Consider the following 24,720-nt stretch of genomic DNA (forward strand, 5'->3'; position numbering starts at 1 on the left):
CGCACGGTTCCGCTGGGTATTGCCGTCGCGCTCGAATTTACCGGGCCACTGGCCGTCGCCATCTATGCTTCCCGGCGTGCCATCGACTTTCTCTGGATCGCCTTGGCCGCCATCGGCTTGATGTTGCTGATTCCAACAGGCGCGACCAGTGCTGGAATCGACCTGGTGGGCGCCGGGTATGCGCTGGGAGCGGGTGTCTGCTGGGCGCTATATATTCTGTTCGGCCAGAAGGCCGGCGCCGATAACGGAATTACGACTGCAGCGTTGGGCGTCATGATCGCGGCGTTGTTCGTCGCTCCTATCGGCATCGTGCATGCTGGTGCAGCCCTTTTGACCCCCTCGCTGATCCCGATTGCCATTGGTGTCGCCATCCTGTCCACCGCCCTGCCCTACACCCTGGAGATGGTCGCCCTGACCCGCATGCCAGCACGCACCTTTGGTACATTGATGAGTATCGAACCAGCCTTCGGAGCGTTATCGGGCCTTCTGTTTCTGCATGAATTCCTCACGCTGTCACAATGGATGGCGATCCTGTGCATTATTCTGGCGTCCGTCGGCGCAACCATGACCATGGGCAGCGCTGCGAAACCCGCCATCGCGGCTGATTGAAAGAGGTTTTTACGAAGGTCTGGCAATTGGCGCGCATTTAGGCCATGTTTAGACCCGTAACCCAATGCCAGACATGGATTTTTTCGGACAGGGATTTCAAAAAGCTTAGAGCGCACGCGAACACAGGCAAACCCGAGCATTAGACTCGTGGCCGCTATAAGGACGGTAATGAAACGAATTTTGATACTGATCGCCATACTGGCTGTTGCGGGTTGTGCGGCGACTTCGGAAACTCAGGTAAAACGCGGAAAAAAAGGGCTGCACATCAACTGCTCCGGGCTATCGTCCTCCTGGGACAAGTGCTACGCCAGTGCCGCCAATGCCTGTTTGCCGAAAGGCTACAAGGTCATCGCCAAGTCCGGTGATGCCGTGGAAGAACCCGGCGATTACCCGTTCGGTCTCAATCCTGCGGGCTACACCAGTCGCAGCATGATCGTTATCTGTAAATAGATCAGCGCTGCCCGGCAATCTGCCGGCCGATCTCTTCATGGCTGGACTTCAGCACCGCTTGCTGAACGTCCGGCGTGGCCAACATGCGCGCCACCACCAATGCTCCGACGCATTGCGACAGCACCGACCAAGCCAGAGTCTCGCTTTCCAGTATCTGTGCCCAACGCTCCTGGAGGCGACAAATCCACCGCTCGGCCTGTTCGCGCACCTGGACATCCGAACGGGCGATTTCTGCGCCCAATGCCGGTAACGCGCAACCGGCCTCAGGTTGTTCGACGTGGGCCATGCTCAGATAGTGTTTGAGACAACGCTCCAGTCGTTCACGATCCTGCGCCCCCTCTCCCCCCAACCGCTCAAGGCTTTGACCCAACTCTCGCTCGACGATAGCAGTGAACAGCGCATCTTTGGACGAGAAGTGACTGTAGAACGCCGCCCCACTCAACCCGATAGCCTTCATCAGACCATCGACGCCTACCGTGGAAAAACCCGATCGCTTCGCTGAAAGCGCGCTGCTCTGCAAGAGCTTTTCCCGGGTCTCCAATTTGTGACTGGCGGAGTAACGCATGTATTTGCCCTCGAATCGACTGCCTTGACGTTGCCTGGATCCTAGCATAACGTTCGTTCACTTAACGATCGTTTAATAAAGGGATTCACCCATGAACAACAAGAAGGTCGTATTGGTTGTCGGCGCTGGCGATGCCACGGGCGGTGCAATTGCCAAGCGTTTTGCCAAAGAAGGGTTCATCGCCTGCGTCACCCGGCGCAGCGCCGACAAATTGCAGCCACTGGTGGATGCAATCAAGGCTGAAGGCGGCGAAGCCCATGGCTTTGCCTGCGATGCGCGCAAGGAAGAAGACGTCATCGCCTTGATTGAAGACATCGAAACCCGCCTCGGTCCGATCGAAGCCTTTGTGTTCAATATCGGCGCCAACGTGCCGTGCAGCATTCTTGAAGAAACCGCGCGCAAGTATTTCAAGATCTGGGAGATGGCCTGCTTCTCGGGCTTCCTCAATGCTCGTGAAGTAGCCAAACGCATGGTCACTCGCCAGCGCGGCACGATTCTCTTCACCGGAGCCACCGCCGGACTTCGCGGCGCTTCCGGATTCGCCGCATTCGCCGGCGCCAAGCACGGCATCCGCGCACTGGCGCAAAGCATGGCGCGGGAAATGGGGCCGATGAACATCCATGTTGCCCATGTGGTTGTGGATGGCGCGATCGACACCGACTTCATCCGTAACAGCTTCCCCGAGAAGTACGCGACCAAGGATCAGGACGGCATCCTCAACCCCGAGCACATTGCCGAGAACTACTGGTATCTGCACAGTCAGCCACGGGATGCCTGGACGTTCGAGCTGGATCTGCGCCCGTGGAACGAACGCTGGTAAGCCCACGCCATAACAATAAAGAGAGAGAGAAGCCCTAATGACCAAAACCGTGGAGTTCTATTTCGACCTCGGCAGCCCTGCCACCTATCTGGCCTACACCCAGTTACCGAAGATTTGCGCCGAAACGAACAGTGAACTGATCTACATCCCGATGCTGCTCGGTGGCGTCTTCAAGGCAACCGGCAATGCATCGCCGGCGATGATTCCGGCGAAGGGTCGGTATATGTTTGAGGATCTGGACCGCTACGCGAAACGCTACGGGGCGCCGCTGACATTCAATCCGCATTTCCCGATCAACACACTGATGTTGATGCGTGCGGTCACTGGCATCCAGTTGCGTCAGCCAGAACGCTTTCAGGCGTTTATCGATTGTCTGTTCACGGCGCTATGGGTTGAAGGACGCAGCCTGGACGAACCCGAGACAGTCGCTGCCGTGCTGAGTGAACACGGCTTCGATCCGCTTGAAGTGCTGGCACTGACTAACGACGAGTCCGTCAAAGCCGTACTCAAGGACAACACCGAGACCGCAGTTAAACGCGGCGTGTTCGGTGCGCCGAGCATGTTCATCGGCAATCAACTGTTCTTCGGCCAAGATCGGCTCGACTTCGTTGAGCAAACCTTGCGCCAAGGCTAAGCAATCATCCAGGCGCTGATAACAGAGCCTGGATTGCAACCGATCAGATGGCGGCAGTGCGGGTATTCAGCCATTCCAGCGCGGCACCCTCAAGCAATGGACTCAAGCGCTCACGCACTTGTGCGTGATAGTCGTTGAACCACTGCTTCTCTTCCTCCGACAGCAGCGCTGGCAGCAGGCAACGCGTGTCGATCGGGCACAGTGTCAAGGTTTCGAACTTGAGGAATTCACCGAATTCGCTGCTACCCGCCTCGCGGTTCATCGCCAGGTTCTCGATACGCACGCCCCAACGACCCGGACGATAGGTGCCCGGCTCGATGGAAGTAATCATCCCCGGCTGCATGGCCGTCTGCGGTGCAGGCGCGGCCTGATAAGCGATCACCTGCGGACCTTCATGGACGTTGAGGAAGTAGCCAACGCCGTGACCAGTACCGTGACCGTAATCCACGCTTTCGGCCCAGATTGGCGCACGGGCAATGGCGTCCAGCAGCGGCGAGAGAATGCCTTTCGGGAACTGCGCGCGCGACAGGGCAATCACGCCCTTCAACACACGCGTGCAATCGCGTTTCTGCTCTTCAGTCGGCGTGCCGACCGGCACCATCCGCGTGATATCCGTGGTGCCGCCCAGGTATTGACCACCCGAGTCGATCAGCAGCAAGCCGTCACCCTCGATCACCGCATGCTCTTCTTCGGTGGCGTGGTAATGCGGCATGGCGCCATTGGCGTTAAACGCCGCAATGGTGTTGAAACTAAGCGAGACATAATTCGGGCGACGTTCACGAGCAGCGGTGAGCTTCTCGTCGATGGTCAATTCGGTAATGCGCTCGCGACCCCAGGCCGATTCCAGCCAGGCGAAAAACTCGCACAGTGCCGCGCCGTCCTGCTCCATCGCTTTGCGGATGTGCCGGGCGTCGGCTTCGCTTTTCTGCGATTTGGCCAACGTAGTCGGGTTCAAGCCTTCAACCAATTTCACGCCGCTGTCGAGGTTATCCAGCAGACCACTGGTCACCCGGGCCGGGTCGACCAGCAGGCTCGCGCCACTCGGCACGGCACGCAGGGCTTCGGCGACTTCGCTGTAATCGCGCAGCGTCACGCCATCCTGTTCCAGCACGGCGCGCAATTGAGCATCAACCTTGCTCAGCGCCACAAACAATGTGGCTTGCTGTTGATTGATCAACGCAAACGAAACAAACACCGGATTGAACGACACATCGCCGCCACGCAGGTTGAACAGCCAGGCAATGTCGTCGAGAGTGGCGATGAAATGCCAGTCCGCCCCGCGCTCTTGCAAGGTTTCGCGCAGTTTGGCGAGTTTCTCGCCACGGCTGACGGTCGCTTGCGGCGGCAGATGCTGATAGATCGGTGCATTCGGCAGGCTCGGGCGATCGCGCCAGACTTCCTGCAGCAGATCGATGTCGTTACGCAGACGCGCGCCGCGTGCTTCCAGCTTGCTGCTCAGCGTACGCGCCGATGCCACGGCCATCACCGCGCCGTCGACCGCGACCACACCACCTTCAGGTGTCTGCTCGGCCAGCCAGTCCAGCGGGCTCGGCTGACCCGGTTGCAGTTTGACCAGTTCGATGCCGCTGCCTTTGAGCTCCTTGCTCGCTTGCTCCCAATAACGACTGTCGGCCCAGACGCCGGCGAAATCAGCGGTAACGATCAACGTCCCGACCGAACCATGGAACCCCGACAACCATTGCCGGCCCTGCCAGTAACCCGGCAGATATTCCGACAAATGCGGGTCGGCGGACGGCACCAACAGTGCGTGAATGCCTTCGCGGCGCATCAATTCGCGGGTGTGCGCCAGGCGCTGGGGCACCGATCCTTCGGTCGAGGTCTGGGTACTCATCATGTCTCCTGCTAATCACTTCATCGTTATTGTTCGTAGCCGTGAGGTCGGCTCGTTTAAAGCCCTGTCGCCCAGAATGCCGGAGCACTGGCGCAGGCGGTCTTGATCAGTTGAACGGCCTTGTCGACATCTTCGGCGGTGGTGAAGCGGCCGAGGCTCAAGCGAATGGTGCGACCGGCCAGATGCGCGTCATGTCCCAACGCCAATAGCACGTGGGACGGCGCGTTACTCGCCGAATTGCAGGCCGAGGTCGCGGAAAACGCGATCGAATGACTCAACGCCGCGCTGTTGAATTCGCCTTCGCTGAAGGTCAGGCTCAAGGTGTGCGGAATACGTTGAGTGGCGCAACCGTTCAAGCGTACGCCCGGCAAACTCAGCAGTTGTTCGAGCAAGCGTTCGCGCAGTGCGACGATGGTTTTTTTCTCGGCATCGAACGCCTCGGCGGCCAAGGCAAATGCTGCGCCCATCCCGGCAATCTGGTGCGTCGCCAAGGTTCCGGAGCGCAAACCACCTTCGTGACCGCCGCCGTGAATCTGCGCCTGCAACCGTTGCTGCGCCCGCGGGCCGACGTACAACGCGCCGATGCCTTTGGGGCCGTAAAGTTTGTGCGCCGAAAACGACATCAGATCCACCGGCCATTGCCCCAGATCGATGGCCACTTTACCGGCCCCCTGTGCTGCATCGACGTGGAACAACGCTTCTCGACTGCGCACCACTTCGCCAATCGCTTGAACATCATTGACGGTGCCCAACTCGTTGTTGACCAGCATCAGCGACACCAGAAAGGTGTCTTCACGCATGGCTTCACTGACTGCTTGCGGCGTGATCAGGCCATCGGCGTCCGGCACCAGATAGGTCACGGCGATGCCGGCGTCCTGCAATTGGCGGGCGGTATCGAGGATGGCTTTGTGTTCGATCTGGCTGGTGATGATGTGGCCGCCGGACACGCCGCGCGCCTGGGCCACACCTTTAAGGGCAAGGTTATTGGACTCGGTGGCACCGGAGGTCCAGACAATCTGCTGAGCTTGCGCGCCGACCAGTTCGGCGACTTGCCGGCGGGCCTGCTCGACCGTCTGCCGGGCCTGCTGGCCAAACGCATGGGAGCTGGAAGCCGGGTTGCCAAAGTTACCGTGAAACCCCAGACACTCGATCATCACCTGGATGACCCGCTCGTCAACCGGGGTGGTGGCGGCGTAATCGAAATACAACGGACGTGTGTTCATAAAAGACTCGCAGAGCGTGTTCCGGGATCAGGAGGCTCGTGTCTGCAAACGGTACGGCGCAGCCTTGTGAGCTGCGCGTCGGTTCGAGAGCGTCATCAATACCTGATCGGATGCCGTTAAAGAAGAACAACTTCATTTAAAAGTGCGTAGGAACGCTCCTGAAGTCGAGCTTAACAGGCATCCGGCCTGCGGTTGAAGCGATGCGTCAGCTAAAGCTTTCGAGAAGTAACGGGTACAGCGAAATCACCAGCAATGCGGCCATGCCCCAGTTGAACACGCGCAACCAGCGCGGATCCTTCAGCACATTGCGCAACAACGTACCGCAGGCCGCCCAGACGCCGACGCTCGGCAGGTTGATGATGGCGAACACCGCAGCAATCACCACGACATTAGTGAAATAACCCTGCATCGGCGTGTAGGTGCTGATGGCACCGATGGCCATGATCCACGCCTTGGGATTGACCCACTGAAACGCAGCGGCGCCAAGGTAGCTGATCGGCTTCGCTTCGCCTGCGGCGCTGTCACCGACCGGCCCCGAGTGAGCGATTTTCCACGCCAGATACAGCAGATACGCCGCGCCGACGTAGCGCAGAACTGTATAGAGAATCGGATAAGTCTGAAACACCGCGCCGAGGCCAAAGCCCACGGCCACGACCAGAACGAAGAAGCCACAGGTAATTCCGAGCATATGCGGGATGGTGCGGTTAAAGCCGAAATTCACCCCCGATGCCAGCAACATGGTGTTGTTCGGCCCCGGCGTAATCGAGGTGACAAGGGCAAACAGGGCAAAGCCCAACAGCAGGTCAAGCGAGAGGGTCATGGCAGGCAATCCATCAGGGTCATTCAGGTGTTGACCCTATCCCACGCCGCCCGGCAAGCCCACGGACAGTTGGGTAAAACTTCGAGCAGTACAGTTTGCTTTCAGCTAGGACGACCGTGCAGCTGTACGGCACGTTCGGCACTCATTTCAGCTTTTTTGTCGAACTGGGTCTGACCGAGCAATTGCGCTTTTTTCGCGTGGTATTCGTCGAAGGACAGGCCGCTGCGATTAAGCGCTTCCATCGCTAATTCGCGGGACTCTTCATCGGTGTAAGGGCGCAGCTCCGGCGAAACATGTCCGGCACAACCGGCGAGTACGGAGAAAGCGAGTAACAGGGAAACAGTCAGTAAACGATTCATGGGAGCGTCCTGGCGAGCAATGGGGAGTCGATGAACAAAGGCTACGCCCGGGTGCGCTCGTGCAGAAATCAACGCTCTCAATAGTGGCTATCAGGAAATCGACACAGGTCGGCTTATATCTCCGAACGATCTATAAATATAGATTAACGTTCTTTTACGGAATAACAAACTGCCTTTATAACTTCATTCAAGCGCTGAGCACTGTTGCTCCAGCAACTGTTGCTCAGCCAACACCGATTCAACAAAGCGCCTCGCTACTCACAAGGGCGACCGCCACGCTAACGCTCAACGCCTTGTTAACCGGGGCTTGCAGGAATTGGTACAGCGCTTGCTCAAGCCTGGTGACTCACTCACTGCTCGCTGAGCAACTGTTGAAAAAAGGAACTGATCATGTCGCGTCCCCTGAAAGTCGTCGCCCTCTCCGGCGGCACCTGGCGTCCGTCCCGCACTTTGGTGCTGACCCAAGCCTTGCTCGCCGAACTGGCCGGGCACCTGACCATCGAAAGCCATTTGATCGAACTCGGTGATATCGCCCGTCCGCTCGGCAGCGCCCTGTCGCGTCAGGAACTCAGTGCCGAGGTTGAAGCCGAGTTGCAGGCCATTGAACAGGCCGATCTGTTGATCGTTGCCGCGCCGGTTTATCGCGGTTCCTACCCGGGTCTGCTCAAGCATCTGTTCGACCTGATCGACCTCAACGCCCTGATCGACACGCCGGTGCTGCTCGCCGCAACCGGCGGTAGCGAACGTCATGCGCTGGTGCTCGATCACCAGTTGCGCCCGCTGTTCAGCTTCTTTCAGGCCATGACGTTGCCAATCGGCGTGTACGCCACCGAAGCCGACTTCGCCGATTACCAGATCACCAGCGAACTGCTGAAGGCGCGTATCCGCCTGGCCGCCGAACGCGCCGCGCCGCTGTTCGCCACGCAAATCAAACCCTTGCTGAAAATCGCCTGAGGAGCCGTTCATGGATGTTTTCTGGTTCCTGCCGACCCACGGTGATGGCCACTATCTGGGCACCACCCAAGGGGCGCGCCCGGTCACTCTCAATTATTTGAAACAAGTAGCGCAGGCCGCCGACAGTCTCGGTTACCACGGCGTGTTGATTCCCACCGGGCGTTCCTGCGAAGACTCGTGGGTGATCGCCTCGGCACTGGTGCCGTTGACCGAACGCCTGCGTTATCTGGTGGCGATTCGTCCGGGGATCATTTCGCCGACGGTCTCGGCGCGGATGGCCGCAACCCTTGATCGCCTGTCCAACGGGCGTTTGCTGATCAACGTGGTGACCGGCGGCGATCCGGACGAGAACCGTGGCGACGGGAGTTTTCTCAGTCACGCCGAGCGCTATGAAGTCACCGATGAATTCCTGAAGATCTGGCGCCGCGTGTTGCAGGGCGAGGCGGTGGATTTCGACGGCAAGCATTTGAAGGTGCAAAACGCCAAAGCACTGTATCCGCCGGTGCAGAAACCTTATCCACCGCTGTACTTCGGCGGCTCTTCCGATGCCGCGCATGATCTGGCCGCCGAACAAGTCGATGTCTACCTGACCTGTGGCGAGCCTCCGGCCGCTGTCGCGGAAAAACTCGCCGACGTGCGCGAACGTGCCGCACGGCATGGGCGCAAGGTGAAGTTCGGCATCCGCCTGCATGTGATCGTGCGCGAGACCGCCGAAGAAGCCTGGAAAGCCGCGGACAAACTGATCGAACACATCAGCGACGAGACCATTGAAGCGGCGCAAAAGTCCTTCTCGCGTTTCGACTCAGAGGGTCAGCGACGCATGGCGGCACTGCACGATGGTCGTCGCGATAACCTCGAAATTGCCCCGAACCTGTGGGCCGGTGTCGGTTTGGTGCGCGGCGGTGCCGGGACGGCGCTGGTTGGCGATCCGCAGCAAGTGGCGGCGCGGATCAAGGAATACGCGGATCTGGGCATCGAGAGTTTCATCTTCTCCGGTTATCCGCATCTGGAAGAGGCTTACCGCTTTGCCGAGTTGGTGTTCCCGTTGCTGCCTGAGCCTTACGCCAGTCTCGCCGGGCGTGGCGTGACCAATCTGACCGGGCCGTTTGGCGAAATGATTGCCAATGATGTGTTGCCCACAAAAGCCTCGGCGTAAACCGGATCTCTTGTGTAGGAGCTGCCGCAGGCTCGGGCCGCGATCGGACGATCTTTTGATCTTAAAAACAACATCAAAAGATCGCAGCCTGCGGCAGCTCCTACATGGGCAGTTTGAATTCAGGAGTGTTGGTGTGACCGCCAAACCGCAAAGTACTTTGTTATCCCCGTTGCAGACCGCCCGCCAACTGGCTGCCGAGTTTGCCCTGACCGCCGTCGAGCGTGACGAGCGTGGCGGCACGCCGAAGGTCGAGCGCGATGCCCTGCGCGACAGCGGCTTGCTGGCCCTGAGCATTCCCACCCGCTACGGCGGCCTCGGCGCGAGCTGGAGTGAAACCCTGCAGGTCGTTCGCGAATTCGCCAAGGTCGACAGCTCGATCGCTCACGTTTTCGGCTTTCATCACTTGATGCTCGCCACCGTGCGCCTGTTTTCCCGGCCGGAACAATGGCAGCCGTGGTTCGAACAGACCGCACGGCAGAACTGGTTCTGGGGCAATGCGCTCAATCCGCTCGACACTCGCACCGTGGTCAAGGATCTCGGTGGCTGGCGCGAGTTTTCCGGTAAGAAGAGTTTCTGCTCCGGCGCCAGCGACTCACAAATGCTGATCGCCTCGGCGGTGGATGAAAGCGCTGGCGGCAAGTTACTGATCGCGGCGATTCCCAGCGGCCGCAGTGGCATCACCCTGCACAATGACTGGAACAACATCGGCCAACGTCAGACCGACAGCGGCAGCGCCACGTTTGAACGGGTGCGCGTCGAAGAATCGGAATTGCTGCTCGATCCCGGCCCGCTGAGCACGCCGTTCGCCTGCTTGCGACCGCTAATCGCGCAGCTGACGTTCACGCATATGTTTCTCGGGATTGCCGAAGGCGCTTTCGAAGAGGCCCGGCAATACACCCTCAGCGAAACCCGCCTCTGGCACAAATCCACGGCGCGCGATGTGCGCGAAGATCCCTACGTGCTCGCGCATTACGGCGAGTTCTGGGTGGCGCTGGAAGGCATTCGCCTGTTGGTCGAACGCGCGGCGGCGTTGCTCGATGAGGCCTGGGCCAAAGGCGCGAATCTCAGCGCCGAAGAGCGCGGCCAAGTCGCGACAGCGATTGCCACCGCGAAAGTTGCCGCCAGCCGCCAAGGCCTGGAAATTTGCAGCCGTTTGTTCGAAGTGACCGGCGCGCGTTCGACCCACGCCTCCCTGCGCCTCGACCGTCACTGGCGCAACCTGCGCACGCAAACCCTGCACGACCCGCTGGACTACAAACTCCATGAGTTGGGCGACTGGGCGCTGAATCAGTCGCTACCGGTGCCGACCTTCTATTCCTGACCTGCCTGCATTTGAACTAAAAAAAAGGACGAGCCCATGCAACTGCTGACCCTACCGCCCTCCCCCGCGCTCGCCACGTCGATCCGCGCCACCGCGCAGGTCTTCGAAGACCCGAAGTCCCAGGCCTTGCTCGCGCATTTGCAACAGGTCGCGCCGAGTGAAGCGAGTGTGCTGATCATCGGCGAGACCGGTACCGGCAAAGAGCTGGTGGCGCGGCATATTCATAACCTCAGCAACCGTCGTCATCGGCCGTTTATCGCGGTCAATTGCGGGGCGTTTTCCGAATCGCTGGTGGAAGCGGAATTGTTCGGTCATGAAAAAGGCGCGTTCACCGGCGCGCTGAGCGCCAAGGCTGGATGGTTCGAGGAAGCGGATGGCGGCACGTTGTTTCTTGATGAGATCGGCGATCTGCCGATGGCGATTCAGGTCAAGTTGCTGCGGGTGTTGCAGGAACGCGAAGTGGTCCGACTGGGCTCGCGCAAAAGCATTCCTATTGATGTACGAGTGCTGGCGGCGACCAACGTGCAGCTGGAAAAAGCCATCAACGCCGGTAATTTCCGCGAGGATCTGTATTACCGCCTCAATGTGGTCAATCTGGAATTGAGTCCGTTGCGCGAGCGTCCCGGCGATATCCTGCCGCTGACTCGACATTTCATCGAAGCCTACAGTCAGCGCCTCGGTTATGGACGCGTGAGTATCAGCCCCGGCGCCGAGCACAAGCTGCGCGCTTACAGTTGGCCGGGCAATATTCGCGAGCTGGAAAACGTCATCCACCACACCCTGTTGATCTGCCGCAATGGCGTGATCGAGCGCGACGATCTGCGCCTGTCGAACCTGCGTATCGAGCGACCCGACGATCATGCCGGCACCGACGATTCACCGGAGGCATTGCTGGAACAGGCCTTTCAAAAACTGTTTGCACAACAAGCCGGTGCTTTGCACGAAAAAGTGGAGGACGCCTTGTTGCGCGCGGCGTATCGCTTTTGCCATTACAACCAGGTGCACACCGCTGCGTTGCTCGGGCTGAGCCGCAACGTTACCCGCACGCGACTGATCAAGATCGGCGAACTGGCAGTGAACAAGCGGCGCCTCACGGAAAACCTGAAAGGTGAGCGTTTGATCCAGTTATCGATCTAGCCGACCAGGTGGCAGTGCAGCGCATCGTCGTGACTGCGGGCGATGCTGCTCAGCACCTGGAACGAATTGAAGGTGATGGTTTTCGCCTGATGGGTGTGAATCAGTTGCCAGAAATCCTGCTCGCCACTCTCGAAGCTGCGAAAGGCCGCCTCCCCCGCCTCGCGGGTCTGCCATTGCAGAAAACCCAACACGCGCCGGCCGTCATCGCTGGCCTGCACACTGGCGCTGACAAAACCTGCATAACGCTGAGCCAGACGTTCGGTCTGCATCGATAACGCAGTGACCAAGGCCGGTTGCTGACGTGGTTCGATTTCGAATTCGATCAATTGGGTGAAACTGCGGTTGTTCATGGAAAGCCCCCACTCATCGTAAGCCGAGCCTTGCGACTCGAAGGCCTGCAGGGTAAAACCTCTAGTTAAGTCAAGGTCAAGAGCATTTTTGCAATGATCACCAAGGACACCGTGCACAAGCAGCTCACCGTCGGTGAAGTCGCAGAACGCAGTGGCGTCGCCGTCACCGCCCTGCACTTTTATGAATCCAAAGGCTTGATCAAGAGCCAGCGCAATGCCGGCAATCAGCGGCGCTATCCGCGCGAAGTACTGCGCCGCGTGGCGTTGATCAAAGTCGCGCAGCGGCTGGGGATTCCGCTGGCGGAGATTGGCGAAGCACTGAAAATTCTCCCGGATGATCGTGCGCCCAGCGCGGCCGACTGGAAAATCCTCTCGCAGCAATGGCGCCGGGAGCTGGATCAGCGAATCGAGCAATTGACGCTACTGCGCGATCGGCTCAATGGCTGCATCGGTTGTGGCTGTTTGTCGATGGAGGCCTGCCCGCTGCGCAATCAGGGTGATGTGCTCGGTGAACAGGGACCGGGGCCGCACTTTCCCGAAGACTGACGCTCGTCGGGCAAAAATCTGCAGGGCGAGGACAGTTCTATAGTGAATTTTCCACAAATCCGGTGGAGCCACTTCTCATAGAACAAAAAATCAGGGAGAACGTCATGAGCGTCAAACCCATTCCCGAGGGGTATCACAGCATCACCCCGTATCTCGGCATCCATAAAGCCGCCGAGGCCATCGACTTCTATAAAAAAGCCTTCGGCGCCACCGAAGTCATGCGCCTGGACATGCCCGACGGCGGCATCGGCCATGCCGAACTGCGCATTGGCGACAGCGCGATCATGCTCGGTTCGCCGTGCGATCAGGGGCCACTGAGCAATCCGGATCAAGCAGTGTCAGTTGGTTTGCATCTGTATGTAACCGATGTCGACAAGTCATTCCAACGGGCGCTGGATGCCGGGGCGACCTCGGTGTCCGAGGTCAAGGATCAGTTTTACGGTGATCGCAGCGGAACATTGAAGGATCCGTATGGGCATCTGTGGTTTCTGGCCTCGCGCAAGGAGGATCTGACTGAAGAGCAGATCAAGCAGCGGGCGATGGAGATGTTCAGCCAAGGCTAGCTTCTTGGTTGTCTGGGCTGGCCCTTTCGCGAGCAAGCTCGCTCCCACAGGGTTTCGTTGGGTGGCATAGATAATCGTCATACCGGAAATTACTGTGGGAGCGAGCTTGCTCGCGAAGGGGCCGGCACTGGCAACCCGAGCCTCATCAACACACTTCATGAACCGGCCGACCACGCTTTGCCCCTTGCCGCAAACGCCGGACGATTTCAGGATGCAGCCAACCAGAACCCTGAAAAAGGATCAGCCCGATGTTTGCCGGATTCCGCAAAGAGCAGCGCCACGTCAACGGCGTCGACATTGCCTACCGCGTCGGCGGCAGCGGGCCGGGCCTGCTGCTGTTGCACGGGCACCCGCAGACCCACGTGATCTGGCACAAGATTGCCGAACAACTGGCCGAACACTTCACCGTGGTTGCCACCGACCTGCGCGGTTACGGTGACAGCAGTCGCCCGGCTGCGGATGAGTTGCACGTTAATTACTCGAAACGCGAAATGGCCCGCGACAATGTCGAGCTGATGCAGTCGCTGGGCTTCGAGCAGTTTTCGATCCTCGCCCACGACCGTGGCGCACGAGTTGCCCATCGTCTGGCCCTCGACCACCGCGCCGCCGTGCAGCGCATGATGCTGCTGGACATCGCGCCGACCCTGTCGATGTACGCACAGACCAACGAAGCTTTCGCCCGTGCGTATTGGCACTGGTTCTTTTTGATCCGCCCGGCGCCACTGCCGGAAACCTTGCTCGAAGCCGATCCCGAAAGTTATCTGCGCAGCGTGATGGGCAGTCGCAGCGCCGGACTCAAACCGTTTACCGATGAAGCTTTTGGCGAATACCTGCGCTGCTTGCGACAACCCTGCAGCGCCCGTGGCATCTGCGAAGACTATCGCGCCAGCGCCGGCATCGATCTTGCGCACGACCGCGCCGACATCGCTGCCGGAAATCATCTGAATCTGCCGCTGCGCGTGTTGTGGGGCGCCGAAGGCACGGTCGGGCGCTGCTTCGATCCGCTCAAGGAATGGCAGCAAGTGGCGACCAACGTCAGCGGCCAGGCACTGCCCGCCGGCCATTACATTGCCGAAGAAGTCCCCGAACTGTTGCTTGCCGAAGCACTGGCCTTTTTGCGCTGAGCCGAGCCGCCGGATGCCAGTGCTATGCTGGCGGCTTCTGCCGCCAGTGTGCGTTTTGACATGCCCCAGAAGAAAGACATCGTGCCCCTGCCTGAAGACCTGCGCGTGCTGCTCACCGTGATCCGCAAAAACGGCTTTGCCGCCGCAGCCGATGAGTTGGGCCTGTCACCGGCCTACGTCAGCAAACGCATCCAGATTCTCGAAACCACCCTCGGCACTCGCCTGTTGCACCGCACCAGCCGGCGCGTCTCGCTGACCGAGGACGGCGAACGCGTGCAACGTTGGGCGTTGCGCATTCTCGATGATTTCCAGCAACTGCACGACGAACTCTGCGACGCCCACGACAGCCCGCGTGGGCGTTTGCACCTTTGCAGCAGCTTCGGTTTCGGTCGCAATCACGTCGCGCCAGCGGTGTCGTTGCTGGCGGCACGTTATCCAGAACTGGAGATTCGCCTCGACCTGTTTGACCGGGTGGTGGACATCATCAATGAAGGCTTCGATCTGGAGATCCGTGTCGGCGATGATATTCCCGGCCAGCACATCGGTCGGCGTCTGGTCAGTAACCGGCGCGTGTTGTGTGCCGCCCCCGGTTATCTGCAACGTCGAGGCACGCCGCAGACGCTGGACGAACTGCAACAGCACGATTGTCTGGTGATCAAGGAGCGCGACAACGCCTTTGGTATCTGGAATCTGGATCGCGATGGCGGACAAGAGAGTGTGCGGGTCAGCGGGCCGTTGTCGTCCAACAACGGCGAGATTGTTTTGCAGTGGGCGCTGGATGGGCGTGGGGTGTTGTTGCGGTCATTGTGGGATGTGAAGCCACTGCTGGAGCAAGGACGCTTGGTGCAGGTGCTGGACGATTACAGCCAGAGCGCCAACGTCTGGGCGGTGTACCCAACACGGCTGGCGCATTCCGGGAAGTTGCGCGCGTGCGTGGAGTTTCTTCAGGGGCATTTCAAAGGGCTTTCCCTTTAGTTGAAATACCCGATATCAAATGTGGGAGCGAGCCTGCCCGCGAATGCGTCCAGTCAGTCAACATTGATCTCGACTGAACGACCGCTTTCGCGAGCAGGCTCGCTCCCACAGGGGATCAGTGGTGTGTCAGCAAAGCCAAGGGTTGTTGGCCAGGTGTTGCCGTTCGAAGGCTTTGATCTGTTCGCGGCGTTGCAAGGTACTGCCGATAGCGTCCAGACCGAGGAGCAACGCAGTCTTGCGCAGGGTATCGATCTGAAAGTCGATCACGCTGCCATCCGCCAGGCCAATCCGCTGCGCCTCCAGATCAATACTGATTCGCGCCGTTTCAGCCTGACCGACAAGCTGTCCGACCCGCTGTACCTGCGCCTCTTGCAGGGTGATCAACAACACCCCGTTACGCTGGCAATTGTCGTAGAAGATCCCGGCGAAACTGCTGCCGATCAAGGCGCGAATGCCCATCTGCTGCAAACCCCAGACCGCGTGTTCGCGGCTGGAACCGCAGCCAAAATTCGGCCCGACCAGCAGAAAACTTGCGCCCTGCCACGCCGGTTTGTTCAACACGAAATCGGGGGCTGGGCTGCCATCGCGCAGAAAACGCAGATCGAAAAACAAGCCGCGATCGAGTCCCTGGCGATCAATGCCTTTGAGGAACTGCTTGGGCATGATCACGTCTGTGTCGACATTGGCCGCCAGTAACGGCGCGGCCTGACCGCTGACTTGCGTGAAGGGTTGCAGGCTCATGGGCGTTCTCCAAAGTGGCGGATATCGGTGAGTCGCCCGTTGATTGCAGCGGCGGCGACCATGGCCGGGCTCATCAGATGAGTGCGGGCGCCGGCGCCCTGACGGCCTTCGAAATTGCGATTGGTGCTGGATGCGCAGCGGTCGCCGGGCGCGAGGACATCGTCGTTCATCGCCAGGCACATCGAGCAGCCGGACTGCCGCCATTCGAAACCGGCGTCGATAAAGATCTGCGCCAGCCCTTCGGCCTCGGCCTGCGCGCGAACTTCACTGGAACCGGGAACAATCATCGCCCGTACATGCCCGGCCACCTGCTGACCGCGCACGACGCTGGCGGCATCACGCAGGTCTTCGATCCGCGCGTTGGTGCACGAGCCGATAAAGGCATGGCTGATAACGATGTCGCTGAGCGCCATGCCCGCTTCGAGCCCCATGTAGTTGAGGGCACGACGCATGTCCTGACGCAGGATCGGATCGCTGACCGCTTGCGGATCCGGCACCCTTGCGCCGATCGCGGCGGCCTGATCGGGGCTGGTGCCCCAGGTGACCATCGGCTCCAGCACGCTGGCATCGAGGTGAATCTCGCGGTCAAACACCGCGCCCGGATCACTGCGCAGTTCGCGCCACTTCTCCACTCCCCGCTCCCAAAGCGCACCTTCCGGCGCGCGGGGCTTACCCTTGAGATAGGCGAAGACCTTTTCATCCGGCGCCATGAATGCGCCCCGCGCGCCGGCCTCGACCGCCATGTTGCAGATGGTCATGCGCGCTTCAACGCTCAAGGCATCGATGGTCGAGCCGCAGAATTCAATGGCGTAACCGCTGGCCCCGGAAGCGCCGATGCGGCCGATCAGGGCCATGATCACGTCTTTCGACGTCAGGCCCGGTGCCAGGTCGCCGTCGACGGTCACGCGCAGGCTTTTCAGACGTTTGTAGACCAGCGTCTGTGAAGCCAGCAGATGTTCGATCTCGGACGTGCCGATGCCAAAACCGAAGGCGCCGAGCGCGCCATAGGTGGTGGTGTGGCTGTCGCCAGCGGCAATCACCATGCCGGGCAGAATGAAACCCTGCTCGGGGGCGATCACATGTTCGATGCCCTGACGCTTGTCGAGAATGTCCAGTAACTCGATGCCAAAGTCCCGACAGTTCTGCGCCAGATACGACACTTGCCGCGCGCCACCCGCATCGGGCATTGCCGCGACGCGCACAGGCGTGGTCGGGTTGACGTGATCGACCACCGCCAGCGCCGTGCCCGGCCGCCATACATCGCGCCCGGCCGCGCGCAAACCGCTGAAGGCCTGCGGGCTGGTGTACTCGTTGATCACTTGGCGATCGATGTACAACAGAACGTGGCCCTGGTCGTCGAGGCGGCACACGGTGTGCGAATCGATGTGTTTGTCGTAGAGGGTTCTGGCGGTCATCAAGGCGCTCACTCAGGCATTCGTCATGATTTCCATCATAGGCAGCGCGCAGCGGCCATCAATTGCCTGACAGTGATGGCGGGAATCATGAATCGTGTTTGATCCCATGCACGCAGCAAAACCCTGTGGGAGCGAGCTTGCTCGCGAAAGCGGTGTGTCAGTCACATTAGTTGCAACTGGCCGTCCGCCTTCGCGAGCAAGCTCGCTCCCACAAGGGGATTTGTGGTGATCGGGGAATTGGGAAACATTTGCTTTCATATCACCTTTCGGGATTTACCTCGCTCATCCGTCCTATAGAGATGCAGGCCGTTCGCGTAGGCAAAAGCCACGTCCGGCCTTTCGGGGACTCCCGTGCTGCGAAGCCCGTAGCCACGCGCCCTTTCACCGCTATCAAGACGCGCAATCATGTCGAAGAAATCCCGCTCCAAACTGTGGTTCCTCGTTCATAGCTGGCTGGCGTTACCGATCTGGTTTTTTGTCCTGATCGTCTGTGTCACCGGTACCCTGGCGGTGGTCAGTCAGGAGATCGTCTGGCTGACCAACCCGCAGATGCGGGCCAGCCAGCCATCGGATGACGCACCGCGACTCGGTTACGACCAGATCATCGCGGCGATCAAAACCTCCGAGCCGCAGGCGCTGGTTCAGCGCATCAGCCGTCCGGACGAATCGCATTTCGCACTGGAAGTGACCCTCAGCTATCCCGACGGGCGCTCGCTGGTGACCTACGTCAACCCGTACACAGGGGTGATTCAGGGCACGGCGCCGGAATTCAATTTCCGCGGTTTTACCCGCGCACTGCATGGCTGGTGGCTGGTGCCATTCACCAATGGCTACAGCTGGGGCTGGTATCTGGTGTCGGCGCTGAGCCTGCCGATGCTGGCTTCGCTGATTACCGGACTGGTGGTCTACAAGCGTTTCTGGAAAGGCTTCTTCAGTCCGACCCTGCGTCTGCGTCACGGTGCGCGAATTTTCTGGGGCGATTTCCATCGCCTGAGCGGTATCTGGTCGATCTGGTTCATCGCGGTGATCTCGATCACCAGCACCTGGTTCCTGATTGAAGCCACGCTGTCCGATTACCAGATCTCCATTTCCAGCGAGAAGATCCTTCCGGCGCTGGCGCGCGACAGCGTGCCGTTATCCGCCGATGGCCAACCGCCCGCACAGATCAGCCTTGATCGCGCCATCGAAATTGCCCGACAGAAGATTCCCGGGCTTGAGGCCAGCGTCATCAGCATGCCGTTCAACGCCTACAGCCACCTCGATATCCGTGGCCGTGGCTGGTATCCACTGATGTTCCAGAACGCGTCGCTCAACCCATACAGTGGTGATCTGGAATCCTCGCGGGTGCTCTCCGACCGCACGTCGCTGGAGTTTGTCACCGAGTCCATGCGGCCGTTGCATACCGGCGACTTCGGCGGTTTATGGATCAAAATGATCTGGTTCTTCTTCGGCCTGCTGCTCAGCATGATGGTGCTCAGTGGCTTGTTGATCTGGACCAAACGCACGGCCCTGGCCACCGCCAACGCGCTCAAGCGCGAGCACAAGAAACAACGCGCCAATGCGCAACCACTCATCAACCGTGAACCGTCGGAGGTCAACCTGTGAGCAAGATCACCACCGCCGTTCAACCTTCACGACTGAGCGTGTTCTGGCATAAATGGCGCTTTCACATCAACGTTCTGTTGCTGCTGATCCCGCTGGGGTTCATGCCCAAATACTTCTCCGACGCGGCGCTGTTTCGCGGTGACGCCGGCCTGGGCGAGCGCGAAATCGGTGAAATACAGGTCGGGCCGTGGAGCCTGCGTCTGGCCGAATTGCGCATTGAAGCGCCACGCTCCGACGGTCCCGGCGGCTACTTGAAAGCCTTCAGCGCCGCCCTGTGCACCGCCTGCGTCGAACCGGTCAAGGCAACTTACCTGCGTATCGGCAAACCGCGCAGCCTGCGCGCCGCCGGGGTGATTTTCTTCGGCACGCCTTACCGCATGGGCACGCAACTGCCGGTCCCGGTAAAAACCCCGGCCGACGCCGAACTGTGGATCACCATGGAAGGCTGGGACGGCAGCATGCATCAAGCCTCTATTCCCCTGAGTCAGGCATCCCCCGCCACGATTGCCTGGCTGAACAAACAAGGAGCCAAACCATGAGCTGCTCTTATCGCCTTTTGCGCCTGCACCTGAGTGCTGCGCTGCTGGTGCTGGGCGCCGGCTTCAGCGCCAGCGCCCTCGCCCACAACCCGATGTGCGAATGCAAAGCCATCGATGCCGAACAGATCAAATGCACCGGTGGTTTCTCCGACGGCAGCGGTGCGCCGGGGGTGACCCTCGATGTGATCGGCTACGACGAAACCATACTGGTGCCGGGCAAGCTTGGCAGCGACTCGACCCTGACGTTCAAGAAACCTGGCGCCGAGTTCTATGTGCTGTTCGACGCAGGCCCAGGCCACGTTGTCGAAATCGACCAAGCGGATATCGAATCCCCATGAGTACGCCAACCACACAAATCGTGCGCCCGGCCGGTGCCGGCCATGAAACCCTCAATGTGCTGCTGTTGTGCCTGTTGATCCTCGCGGTCGCTGGCTCAGTCGTCGCGTGGCGCGGGGTTTCCCATGAGCCGGAGCCCGTCGCCAGCAACCAGCTCGATGCACGCCGCGACCTCAGTGCTGCCGAGCAAGGCATCTACGCCGACCTGCGGGTGACTCTCGACGAAATTCGCTTGCTGCGCGAAGAACAGCAAGCCCTGCCGACACCGCAGAATCTGGCCGACGAAGGCTTCGCGCCGTTTGCCCAGGATGCAAGTTCGGTCAGCCGTGGCGGTCATGCCTGGCAATTGCTGGCGGACACCGCCTATTTCGGCCATAGCCAAAACCCGGCCATCGCCGGTTCGTTCGTCATGCTGCTGAACAGCGATGACAAGGCTGCACCAGACATCTGGCTCAACCGCGATGCCAGCCTGCAAGTGCCGACCGCATTGACCGAAGCCGCCCTGTCCGCCGCCGGCTGGAAACAGATCGTCGCGCAATACGATGCCGGGGTTACCCGCGAACATCGCCATTGATTCCTCGCCCTCATCCGAGAGAAGACCGCTTGCCCATGTCTATTTCATCGCCTCGCCGTCCATTGCTACGTTTGTTTCTGGTCGGCCTCTGTGCCTGCCTGCTGAGTCCGCTGGCCAGCGCCGATCAGGCCAAGCGCCTGCGCATCGGTATTACCTTGCACCCCTATTACAGCTATGTGGCGAACATCGTCGGCGACAAGGCCGAGGTGGTGCCACTGATTCCTGCCGGTTTCAACCCGCACGCCTATGAGCCGCGGGCCGAGGACATCAAACGCATCAGCGGGCTGGATGTGATCGTGCTCAACGGTGTCGGCCATGACGACTTCGCCGACCGCATGATCGCCGCCAGCGAAACGCCAAACATCAAAACCATCGAAGCCAACGAGAACGTGCCGCTGCTGGCCGCCACCGGAGTTGCTGCACGCGGCGCCGGCAAAGTGGTCAACCCGCACACGTTCCTGTCGATCAGCGCCTCCATCGCTCAGGTCAACAACATTGCCCGCGAACTGGGCAAGCTCGATCCGGACAACGCCAAGACCTACACCCAGAACGCCCGCGCCTACGGCAAACGCCTGCGGCAGATGCGCGCCGATGCCCTGGCCAAACTGACTCAAGCGCCGAACGCCGAACTGCGCGTGGCCACGGTACACGCGGCTTACGACTATCTGCTGCGTGAGTTCGGCCTGGAAGTGACCGCTGTGGTCGAACCGGCGCACGGCATTGAGCCGAGCCCGAGTCAGTTGAAAAAAACCATCGATCAACTGCGCGAACTCGATGTGAAAGTGATCTTCTCGGAGATGGATTTCCCCTCCACCTACGTCGAAACGATTCAGCGTGAATCCGGCGTGAAGCTGTACCCGCTCTCGCACATTTCCTACGGTGAATACACCGCCGACAAGTACGAAAAGGAAATGACCGGCAACCTCAACACCGTGGTGCGGGCGATTCAGGAGTCTGGCGCATGACTTCCAGAGAAACGATCTCGAACGAACTCGAATCCCCTGTGGGAGCGAGCTTGCTCGCGAAGGCGCCGGGTCAGCCAACATCTTTATCGAATGACACACCGCATTCGCGAGCAAGCTCGCTCCCACAAGTCTGTGGGCCGACTCTGGATTTTGCGGGGGTTGGTCTGACGCTGGGGCGAACCACAATTTTGGATAACGTCACCTTCCAGGTGCAGCCCGGCAGCGTACATGCCCTGGTCGGCCCCAACGGTGGCGGCAAGAGTTCGCTGATCAAGACCCTGCTCGGACAGATGCCACACCAGGGCCAACTCAGCCTGCAATGGCCCGGCGAGCCCGGCATCATCGGTTATGTGCCACAGGCGCTGGAGTTCGATCGCGGGCTGCCGATGACCGTCGACGACTTCATGGCCGCCATGTGCCAGCGACGCCCGGCATTTCTCGGTTTGAGCAAGCGTTACGCCGGCGCCATCGGCGAGGCGCTGGAACGCGTCGGCATGCAGGACAAACGCAAGCGGCGCATGGGCGCGTTGTCCGGCGGTGAGCGGCAACGGGTTCTGCTCGCACAAGGCTTGATTCCGGCGCCGCAACTGCTGGTGCTGGATGAGCCGATGTCGGCCCTTGATGAAGCCGGAATTCAGGTATTCGAACGCCTGCTCGGCGACTGGCGCGCGGCGGGCATCACCGTGCTGTGGATCGAGCACGATCTGGAAGCGGTCGGGCGTCTGGCCAGTCGCGTTACCGGTCTTAATCGTCGTGTGCTGTTCGACGCCACGCCACAACAGGCGCTGACCCCGGAACGCCTGCTGACCCTGTTCTCGACCCATCCACGGAGTGCTGCCTGATGAGTTACGAAGCCTTTCGTTTGATGGTGCAAGGCTGGGCCTCGTCCGGTTACCTGCCGGAGGCGCTGGCCTACGGTTTCGTGGTCAATGCGCTACTTGCCGGGCTGCTGATCGGCCCGGTGCTCGGCGGCCTCGGCACGCTGGTGGTGGTCAAGCGCTTCGCATTTTTCTCTGAAGCAGTGGGTCACGCGGCGCTGACCGGTGTAGCCATCGGCATCCTGCTCGGCGAACCGTACACCGGCCCCTATGGCAGCCTGTTCGGCTACTGCCTGCTGTTCGGCATTCTGCTCAATTACCTGCGCAACCGTACCGGTCTGGCACCGGACACGCTGATCGGCGTGTTCCTGTCGGTGTCGCTGGCACTGGGCGCGAGTCTGCTGCTGATTCTTGCGGGCAAGATCAATGTGCACATTCTCGAGAACGTGTTGTTCGGCTCAGTGCTGACGGTCAACGGCAACGATCTTGCGGTATTGGCCATTGTCGGTTCGCTGGTCATGGCCCTCGCCTTGCCGCTGTACAACCGCATCATGCTCGCCAGCTTCAACCCGCAGCTGGCAGCGGTGCGCGGGGTAGCGGTGAAGACCCTGGATTATCTGTTCGTGATTCTGGTGACGCTGATCACCGTGGCGGCGGTAAAAGTCATCGGCGCGATTCTGGTCGGCGCACTGCTGGTGATTCCTGCAGCGGCGGCGCGTTTGCTCAGCCAGTCGCTCAAAGGCTTCTTCTGGTGCTCGGTGCTGATCGCCACCGTCAGCACGCTGTGCGGGATTCTTGCACCCATCGTGTTCGATCTGCCGATTCCGTCCGGCGCCGCGATCATTCTGGTCGCCGGCATCGCTTTCGCCCTCGCCGCCATTGCGCGCGGGGTTGTCCCGAGCCTGAAAGGGAATCTTGGATAAATGACTTTTTCACTGCGCAAACTGACCCTGGCCATGACCCTGTGCGGCGTCATCTGCACGCCGTTGATGGCCGCCGAAAACACAAAACCGCTGCGGGTGCTGGCCTCCTTGCCCATCACCTTTGGCTTGGCTGAAGCGCTGCTCAAAGGCACCGATGTCAATCTCGAACGGGCGGCGCCAGCGAACCTGCCGGGCAGTCGTCAGAGCGCCTACTTCACGGGACGTGGCGCTCCGGCATTGAGCAAACTGGCAAACGATGCCGATGCCGTGATTGGCGTGCGCTCGCTGTGGCCGGATGACCAGCTGTACCCGATCGCCCGCCGCAGCAATATCCGCATCGTTGAAGTCGATGCGGCGCGCCCGGTCGACGGCGCCCTGCCCGGCATTGCCGTGCAACCAGGTCTGAAGGTCGATGGTTTGAACAGTCAACCATGGCTGGCCAGCAACAACATGGGACGTATGGCGGACGTGATGGCGGCGGATCTGGTGCGCCTGGCACCTAGCGCAAAGCCTGCGATCGAGGCGAATCTGGCGACGTTGAAGCAACGTTTGCTTAAGCTCAGCGCCGACAGCGAAGCGCGACTGGCCAGCGCCGACAATCTGAGCGTGATGAGCTTGAGTGATCACTTCGGCTATCTGATCGGCAGTCTGAATCTGGAGCTGGTTGGCCAGGATCCACGGCCTGATGCCGAGTGGACGCCTGAAGATCTGAAAAAACTGACGGCGACGCTGAAAGACAATGATGTCGCGATGGTGCTGCATCATCGGCAGCCGTCGGAACCGGTGAAAGCGGCGATTGCCGAATCGGGTAGTCGTCTGGTGGTGTTGAGCACCGATGCGGCGGACCCGGTGGCGGAGCTGGAAGGCAATGTGGATCTGGTGTTGAAAGGATTGAAGGGCTGAAGATCAAAAGATCGCAGCCTTCGGCAGCTCCTACTGGGTGTAAACGCTGCACTGTAGGAGCTGCCGAAGGCTGCGATCTTTTTTGCTGGCATAAAAAAACCCGCTGACCGTTATCGGTACAGCGGGTTTGTTTTTGCCCGGTCGCTTATTGCGCGGCGGCCTGCCCTTCCATCTTCTGGCGCAGGCTCAGCGGACGCATGTCAGTCCAGACTTCTTCGATGTAGGCCAGGCATTCCTTTTTCAGGCCGCTCTTGCCCACGGTGCGCCAGCCTTGCGGCACGGCTTTGTAATCCGGCCAGATCGAGTATTGCTCTTCGTGGTTGACCACGACCTGAAAGAGGATGTCCTCGCGGTCGAATACTGACGTCATGCTGGTTCTCCATCGTTGTAAGGGTGGGCTGCACGAGGGGTGCAGCCGGGTATGTAGAAAGAACGTTCGGCGC

29 protein-coding genes (1 of these 29 running past the window's edge) are annotated in these 24,720 nt (G+C 60.1%); 20 read left to right on the forward strand and 9 right to left on the reverse strand.

The features are described from left to right. Together rhtA and F8N44_RS22910 are read left to right on the forward strand one after the other, a co-directional pair. Window positions 1–609 carry the 3' portion of a threonine/homoserine exporter RhtA gene (gene rhtA, locus F8N44_RS22905; protein WP_150651898.1) on the forward strand. It extends 279 nt beyond the left edge of the window, so 609 of the gene's 888 nt are visible here — the last part of the coding sequence; its start codon lies off the left edge, out of view; the stop codon is at window positions 607–609. Window positions 610–777: 168 nt separating this feature from the next. Further along, the gene (locus F8N44_RS22910) at window positions 778–1,059 is read left to right on the forward strand and encodes a hypothetical protein (RefSeq protein WP_007917561.1); all 282 of its coding nucleotides are present in this window, start codon (window positions 778–780) and stop codon (window positions 1,057–1,059) included. 1 nt (window position 1,060) lies between these two features. On the opposite strand, the gene F8N44_RS22915 is transcribed toward F8N44_RS22910, so the two are convergent. After that, entirely contained in the window at window positions 1,061–1,624 is a 564-nt protein-coding gene (locus F8N44_RS22915; RefSeq protein WP_150651899.1) for a TetR/AcrR family transcriptional regulator, read from the reverse strand. Between the two features lie 91 nt (window positions 1,625–1,715). Between F8N44_RS22915 and F8N44_RS22920 the strand changes: the two genes are divergently transcribed. Together F8N44_RS22920 and F8N44_RS22925 are read left to right on the forward strand one after the other, a co-directional pair. After that, window positions 1,716–2,444, forward strand: a complete 729-nt coding sequence (locus F8N44_RS22920; protein ID WP_150651900.1) for an SDR family oxidoreductase — start codon at window positions 1,716–1,718, stop codon at window positions 2,442–2,444. Between the two features lie 37 nt (window positions 2,445–2,481). Then, entirely contained in the window at window positions 2,482–3,078 is a 597-nt protein-coding gene (locus tag F8N44_RS22925; RefSeq protein WP_150651901.1) for a 2-hydroxychromene-2-carboxylate isomerase, read from the forward strand. Window positions 3,079–3,121: 43 nt separating this feature from the next. On the opposite strand, the gene F8N44_RS22930 is transcribed toward F8N44_RS22925, so the two are convergent. The 4 genes from F8N44_RS22930 to F8N44_RS22945 form a co-directional block, all read right to left on the reverse strand. Then, entirely contained in the window at window positions 3,122–4,930 is a 1,809-nt protein-coding gene (locus tag F8N44_RS22930) for an aminopeptidase P family protein (RefSeq protein ID WP_150651902.1), read from the reverse strand. 56 nt (window positions 4,931–4,986) lie between these two features. Beyond that, entirely contained in the window at window positions 4,987–6,153 is a 1,167-nt protein-coding gene (locus tag F8N44_RS22935; RefSeq protein WP_150651903.1) for an aminotransferase class V-fold PLP-dependent enzyme, read from the reverse strand. A 205-nt stretch (window positions 6,154–6,358) separates the two neighbouring features. Then, a complete protein-coding gene (locus F8N44_RS22940; RefSeq protein WP_150651904.1) occupies window positions 6,359–6,973 on the reverse strand; it encodes a LysE family translocator in 615 nt (204 codons plus the stop codon). 101 nt (window positions 6,974–7,074) lie between these two features. Next, the gene (locus tag F8N44_RS22945) at window positions 7,075–7,332 is read right to left on the reverse strand and encodes a hypothetical protein (protein ID WP_150651905.1); all 258 of its coding nucleotides are present in this window, start codon (window positions 7,330–7,332) and stop codon (window positions 7,075–7,077) included. Window positions 7,333–7,722: 390 nt separating this feature from the next. Between F8N44_RS22945 and msuE the strand changes: the two genes are divergently transcribed. The 4 genes from msuE (at window position 7,723) to F8N44_RS22965 (ending at window position 11,900) form a co-directional block, all read left to right on the forward strand. After that, the gene (gene msuE / locus F8N44_RS22950; protein ID WP_038364098.1) at window positions 7,723–8,286 is read left to right on the forward strand and encodes an FMN reductase; all 564 of its coding nucleotides are present in this window, start codon (window positions 7,723–7,725) and stop codon (window positions 8,284–8,286) included. Between the two features lie 10 nt (window positions 8,287–8,296). Further along, window positions 8,297–9,442: an FMNH2-dependent alkanesulfonate monooxygenase gene (gene ssuD / locus F8N44_RS22955; RefSeq protein WP_150651906.1), complete on the forward strand. Its 1,146-nt coding sequence runs from the start codon at window positions 8,297–8,299 to the stop codon at window positions 9,440–9,442. A 133-nt stretch (window positions 9,443–9,575) separates the two neighbouring features. Beyond that, complete coding sequence (locus tag F8N44_RS22960; RefSeq protein WP_099756809.1) at window positions 9,576–10,763, forward strand: acyl-CoA dehydrogenase family protein; 1,188 nt, start codon at window positions 9,576–9,578, stop codon at window positions 10,761–10,763. Between the two features lie 36 nt (window positions 10,764–10,799). Then, window positions 10,800–11,900, forward strand: coding sequence for a sigma-54 interaction domain-containing protein (locus F8N44_RS22965; RefSeq protein WP_150651907.1), 1,101 nt, complete (start codon window positions 10,800–10,802; stop codon window positions 11,898–11,900). On the opposite strand, the gene F8N44_RS22970 is transcribed toward F8N44_RS22965, so the two are convergent. After that, on the reverse strand, window positions 11,897–12,250 hold the full coding sequence (locus F8N44_RS22970; RefSeq protein ID WP_150651908.1) for an antibiotic biosynthesis monooxygenase: 354 nt from the start codon (window positions 12,248–12,250) through the stop codon (window positions 11,897–11,899). The genes F8N44_RS22965 and F8N44_RS22970 overlap by 4 nt on opposite strands. A gap of 93 nt (window positions 12,251–12,343) precedes the next feature. Here F8N44_RS22970 and soxR point away from each other — a divergent pair, with 93 nt between their 5' ends. From soxR to F8N44_RS22990, 4 genes are all read left to right on the forward strand, one after another. Then, entirely contained in the window at window positions 12,344–12,796 is a 453-nt protein-coding gene (soxR, locus tag F8N44_RS22975; RefSeq protein ID WP_150651909.1) for a redox-sensitive transcriptional activator SoxR, read from the forward strand. Between the two features lie 104 nt (window positions 12,797–12,900). Continuing rightward, window positions 12,901–13,359, forward strand: a complete 459-nt coding sequence (locus tag F8N44_RS22980; RefSeq protein WP_150651910.1) for a VOC family protein — start codon at window positions 12,901–12,903, stop codon at window positions 13,357–13,359. 248 nt (window positions 13,360–13,607) lie between these two features. Next, window positions 13,608–14,483, forward strand: coding sequence for an alpha/beta fold hydrolase (locus tag F8N44_RS22985; protein WP_150651911.1), 876 nt, complete (start codon window positions 13,608–13,610; stop codon window positions 14,481–14,483). A gap of 24 nt (window positions 14,484–14,507) precedes the next feature. After that, window positions 14,508–15,458, forward strand: a complete 951-nt coding sequence (locus tag F8N44_RS22990; protein ID WP_150651912.1) for a LysR substrate-binding domain-containing protein — start codon at window positions 14,508–14,510, stop codon at window positions 15,456–15,458. Between the two features lie 126 nt (window positions 15,459–15,584). On the opposite strand, the gene leuD is transcribed toward F8N44_RS22990, so the two are convergent. Next, window positions 15,585–16,199: a 3-isopropylmalate dehydratase small subunit gene (gene leuD / locus F8N44_RS22995; protein WP_150651913.1), complete on the reverse strand. Its 615-nt coding sequence runs from the start codon at window positions 16,197–16,199 to the stop codon at window positions 15,585–15,587. Beyond that, on the reverse strand, window positions 16,196–17,614 hold the full coding sequence (gene leuC, locus F8N44_RS23000; protein WP_150651914.1) for a 3-isopropylmalate dehydratase large subunit: 1,419 nt from the start codon (window positions 17,612–17,614) through the stop codon (window positions 16,196–16,198). The genes leuD and leuC overlap by 4 nt, the downstream gene beginning before the upstream one ends. 405 nt (window positions 17,615–18,019) lie before the next feature. Here leuC and F8N44_RS23005 point away from each other — a divergent pair, with 405 nt between their 5' ends. Genes F8N44_RS23005 through F8N44_RS23040 form a run of 8 tightly spaced genes read left to right on the forward strand, consistent with a single transcriptional unit; the run spans window position 18,020 to window position 24,277 of the window. Continuing rightward, window positions 18,020–19,219, forward strand: coding sequence for a PepSY-associated TM helix domain-containing protein (locus F8N44_RS23005; protein ID WP_150651915.1), 1,200 nt, complete (start codon window positions 18,020–18,022; stop codon window positions 19,217–19,219). After that, window positions 19,216–19,758 (forward strand): thiamine pyrophosphate-binding protein, encoded by a 543-nt coding sequence (locus tag F8N44_RS23010; protein ID WP_150651916.1) that lies wholly within the window; start codon window positions 19,216–19,218, stop codon window positions 19,756–19,758. Before F8N44_RS23005 ends, F8N44_RS23010 begins: the two co-directional genes overlap by 4 nt. Further along, window positions 19,755–20,096 (forward strand): hypothetical protein, encoded by a 342-nt coding sequence (locus F8N44_RS23015; RefSeq protein WP_150651917.1) that lies wholly within the window; start codon window positions 19,755–19,757, stop codon window positions 20,094–20,096. The genes F8N44_RS23010 and F8N44_RS23015 overlap by 4 nt, the downstream gene beginning before the upstream one ends. Then, entirely contained in the window at window positions 20,093–20,668 is a 576-nt protein-coding gene (locus F8N44_RS23020) for a DUF6162 family protein (protein ID WP_150651918.1), read from the forward strand. Before F8N44_RS23015 ends, F8N44_RS23020 begins: the two co-directional genes overlap by 4 nt. Before the next feature lie 35 nt (window positions 20,669–20,703). After that, entirely contained in the window at window positions 20,704–21,633 is a 930-nt protein-coding gene (locus tag F8N44_RS23025; RefSeq protein WP_095113060.1) for a metal ABC transporter substrate-binding protein, read from the forward strand. Next, window positions 21,630–22,475 (forward strand): metal ABC transporter ATP-binding protein, encoded by an 846-nt coding sequence (locus F8N44_RS23030; protein ID WP_150651919.1) that lies wholly within the window; start codon window positions 21,630–21,632, stop codon window positions 22,473–22,475. Before F8N44_RS23025 ends, F8N44_RS23030 begins: the two co-directional genes overlap by 4 nt. Beyond that, entirely contained in the window at window positions 22,475–23,374 is a 900-nt protein-coding gene (locus F8N44_RS23035; protein ID WP_007917717.1) for a metal ABC transporter permease, read from the forward strand. Before F8N44_RS23030 ends, F8N44_RS23035 begins: the two co-directional genes overlap by 1 nt. Next, window positions 23,375–24,277: a metal ABC transporter substrate-binding protein gene (locus tag F8N44_RS23040; protein ID WP_150651920.1), complete on the forward strand. Its 903-nt coding sequence runs from the start codon at window positions 23,375–23,377 to the stop codon at window positions 24,275–24,277. Window positions 24,278–24,422: 145 nt separating this feature from the next. Here the strand turns inward: F8N44_RS23040 and F8N44_RS23045 are convergent, their stop codons facing one another. Then, a complete protein-coding gene (locus tag F8N44_RS23045) occupies window positions 24,423–24,647 on the reverse strand; it encodes an MbtH family protein (protein ID WP_016985437.1) in 225 nt (74 codons plus the stop codon). Between the last annotated feature and the right edge of the window lie 73 nt (window positions 24,648–24,720).

The sequence above is a fragment of the Pseudomonas fluorescens genome (genome assembly GCF_902497745.1).
Taxonomy (GTDB): Bacteria; Pseudomonadota; Gammaproteobacteria; order Pseudomonadales; family Pseudomonadaceae; genus Aquipseudomonas; species Aquipseudomonas fluorescens_BM.

Coding starts and splice junctions, on each gene's coding strand:
- F8N44_RS22990 (WP_150651912.1), top strand. CDS start 14,508: ATGCTGGCGGCTTCTGCCGCCAGTGTGCGTTTTGACATGCCCCAGAAG.
- F8N44_RS23040 (WP_150651920.1), top strand. CDS start 23,375: ATGACTTTTTCACTGCGCAAACTGACCCTGGCCATGACCCTGTGCGGC.
- F8N44_RS22965 (WP_150651907.1), top strand. CDS start 10,800: ATGCAACTGCTGACCCTACCGCCCTCCCCCGCGCTCGCCACGTCGATC.
- F8N44_RS22930 (WP_150651902.1), bottom strand. CDS start 4,930: ATGAGTACCCAGACCTCGACCGAAGGATCGGTGCCCCAGCGCCTGGCG.
- F8N44_RS22985 (WP_150651911.1), top strand. CDS start 13,608: ATGTTTGCCGGATTCCGCAAAGAGCAGCGCCACGTCAACGGCGTCGAC.
- F8N44_RS23025 (WP_095113060.1), top strand. CDS start 20,704: ATGTCTATTTCATCGCCTCGCCGTCCATTGCTACGTTTGTTTCTGGTC.
- F8N44_RS22910 (WP_007917561.1), top strand. CDS start 778: ATGAAACGAATTTTGATACTGATCGCCATACTGGCTGTTGCGGGTTGT.
- F8N44_RS23020 (WP_150651918.1), top strand. CDS start 20,093: ATGAGTACGCCAACCACACAAATCGTGCGCCCGGCCGGTGCCGGCCAT.
- F8N44_RS22970 (WP_150651908.1), bottom strand. CDS start 12,250: ATGAACAACCGCAGTTTCACCCAATTGATCGAATTCGAAATCGAACCA.
- F8N44_RS22935 (WP_150651903.1), bottom strand. CDS start 6,153: ATGAACACACGTCCGTTGTATTTCGATTACGCCGCCACCACCCCGGTT.
- F8N44_RS22915 (WP_150651899.1), bottom strand. CDS start 1,624: ATGCGTTACTCCGCCAGTCACAAATTGGAGACCCGGGAAAAGCTCTTG.
- F8N44_RS22925 (WP_150651901.1), top strand. CDS start 2,482: ATGACCAAAACCGTGGAGTTCTATTTCGACCTCGGCAGCCCTGCCACC.
- F8N44_RS22945 (WP_150651905.1), bottom strand. CDS start 7,332: ATGAATCGTTTACTGACTGTTTCCCTGTTACTCGCTTTCTCCGTACTC.
- F8N44_RS22940 (WP_150651904.1), bottom strand. CDS start 6,973: ATGACCCTCTCGCTTGACCTGCTGTTGGGCTTTGCCCTGTTTGCCCTT.
- F8N44_RS23030 (WP_150651919.1), top strand. CDS start 21,630: ATGACTTCCAGAGAAACGATCTCGAACGAACTCGAATCCCCTGTGGGA.
- msuE (WP_038364098.1), top strand. CDS start 7,723: ATGTCGCGTCCCCTGAAAGTCGTCGCCCTCTCCGGCGGCACCTGGCGT.
- F8N44_RS23035 (WP_007917717.1), top strand. CDS start 22,475: ATGAGTTACGAAGCCTTTCGTTTGATGGTGCAAGGCTGGGCCTCGTCC.
- leuD (WP_150651913.1), bottom strand. CDS start 16,199: ATGAGCCTGCAACCCTTCACGCAAGTCAGCGGTCAGGCCGCGCCGTTA.
- soxR (WP_150651909.1), top strand. CDS start 12,344: ATGATCACCAAGGACACCGTGCACAAGCAGCTCACCGTCGGTGAAGTC.
- ssuD (WP_150651906.1), top strand. CDS start 8,297: ATGGATGTTTTCTGGTTCCTGCCGACCCACGGTGATGGCCACTATCTG.
- F8N44_RS23005 (WP_150651915.1), top strand. CDS start 18,020: ATGTCGAAGAAATCCCGCTCCAAACTGTGGTTCCTCGTTCATAGCTGG.
- F8N44_RS22980 (WP_150651910.1), top strand. CDS start 12,901: ATGAGCGTCAAACCCATTCCCGAGGGGTATCACAGCATCACCCCGTAT.
- F8N44_RS23045 (WP_016985437.1), bottom strand. CDS start 24,647: ATGACGTCAGTATTCGACCGCGAGGACATCCTCTTTCAGGTCGTGGTC.
- F8N44_RS23015 (WP_150651917.1), top strand. CDS start 19,755: ATGAGCTGCTCTTATCGCCTTTTGCGCCTGCACCTGAGTGCTGCGCTG.
- F8N44_RS22920 (WP_150651900.1), top strand. CDS start 1,716: ATGAACAACAAGAAGGTCGTATTGGTTGTCGGCGCTGGCGATGCCACG.
- leuC (WP_150651914.1), bottom strand. CDS start 17,614: ATGACCGCCAGAACCCTCTACGACAAACACATCGATTCGCACACCGTG.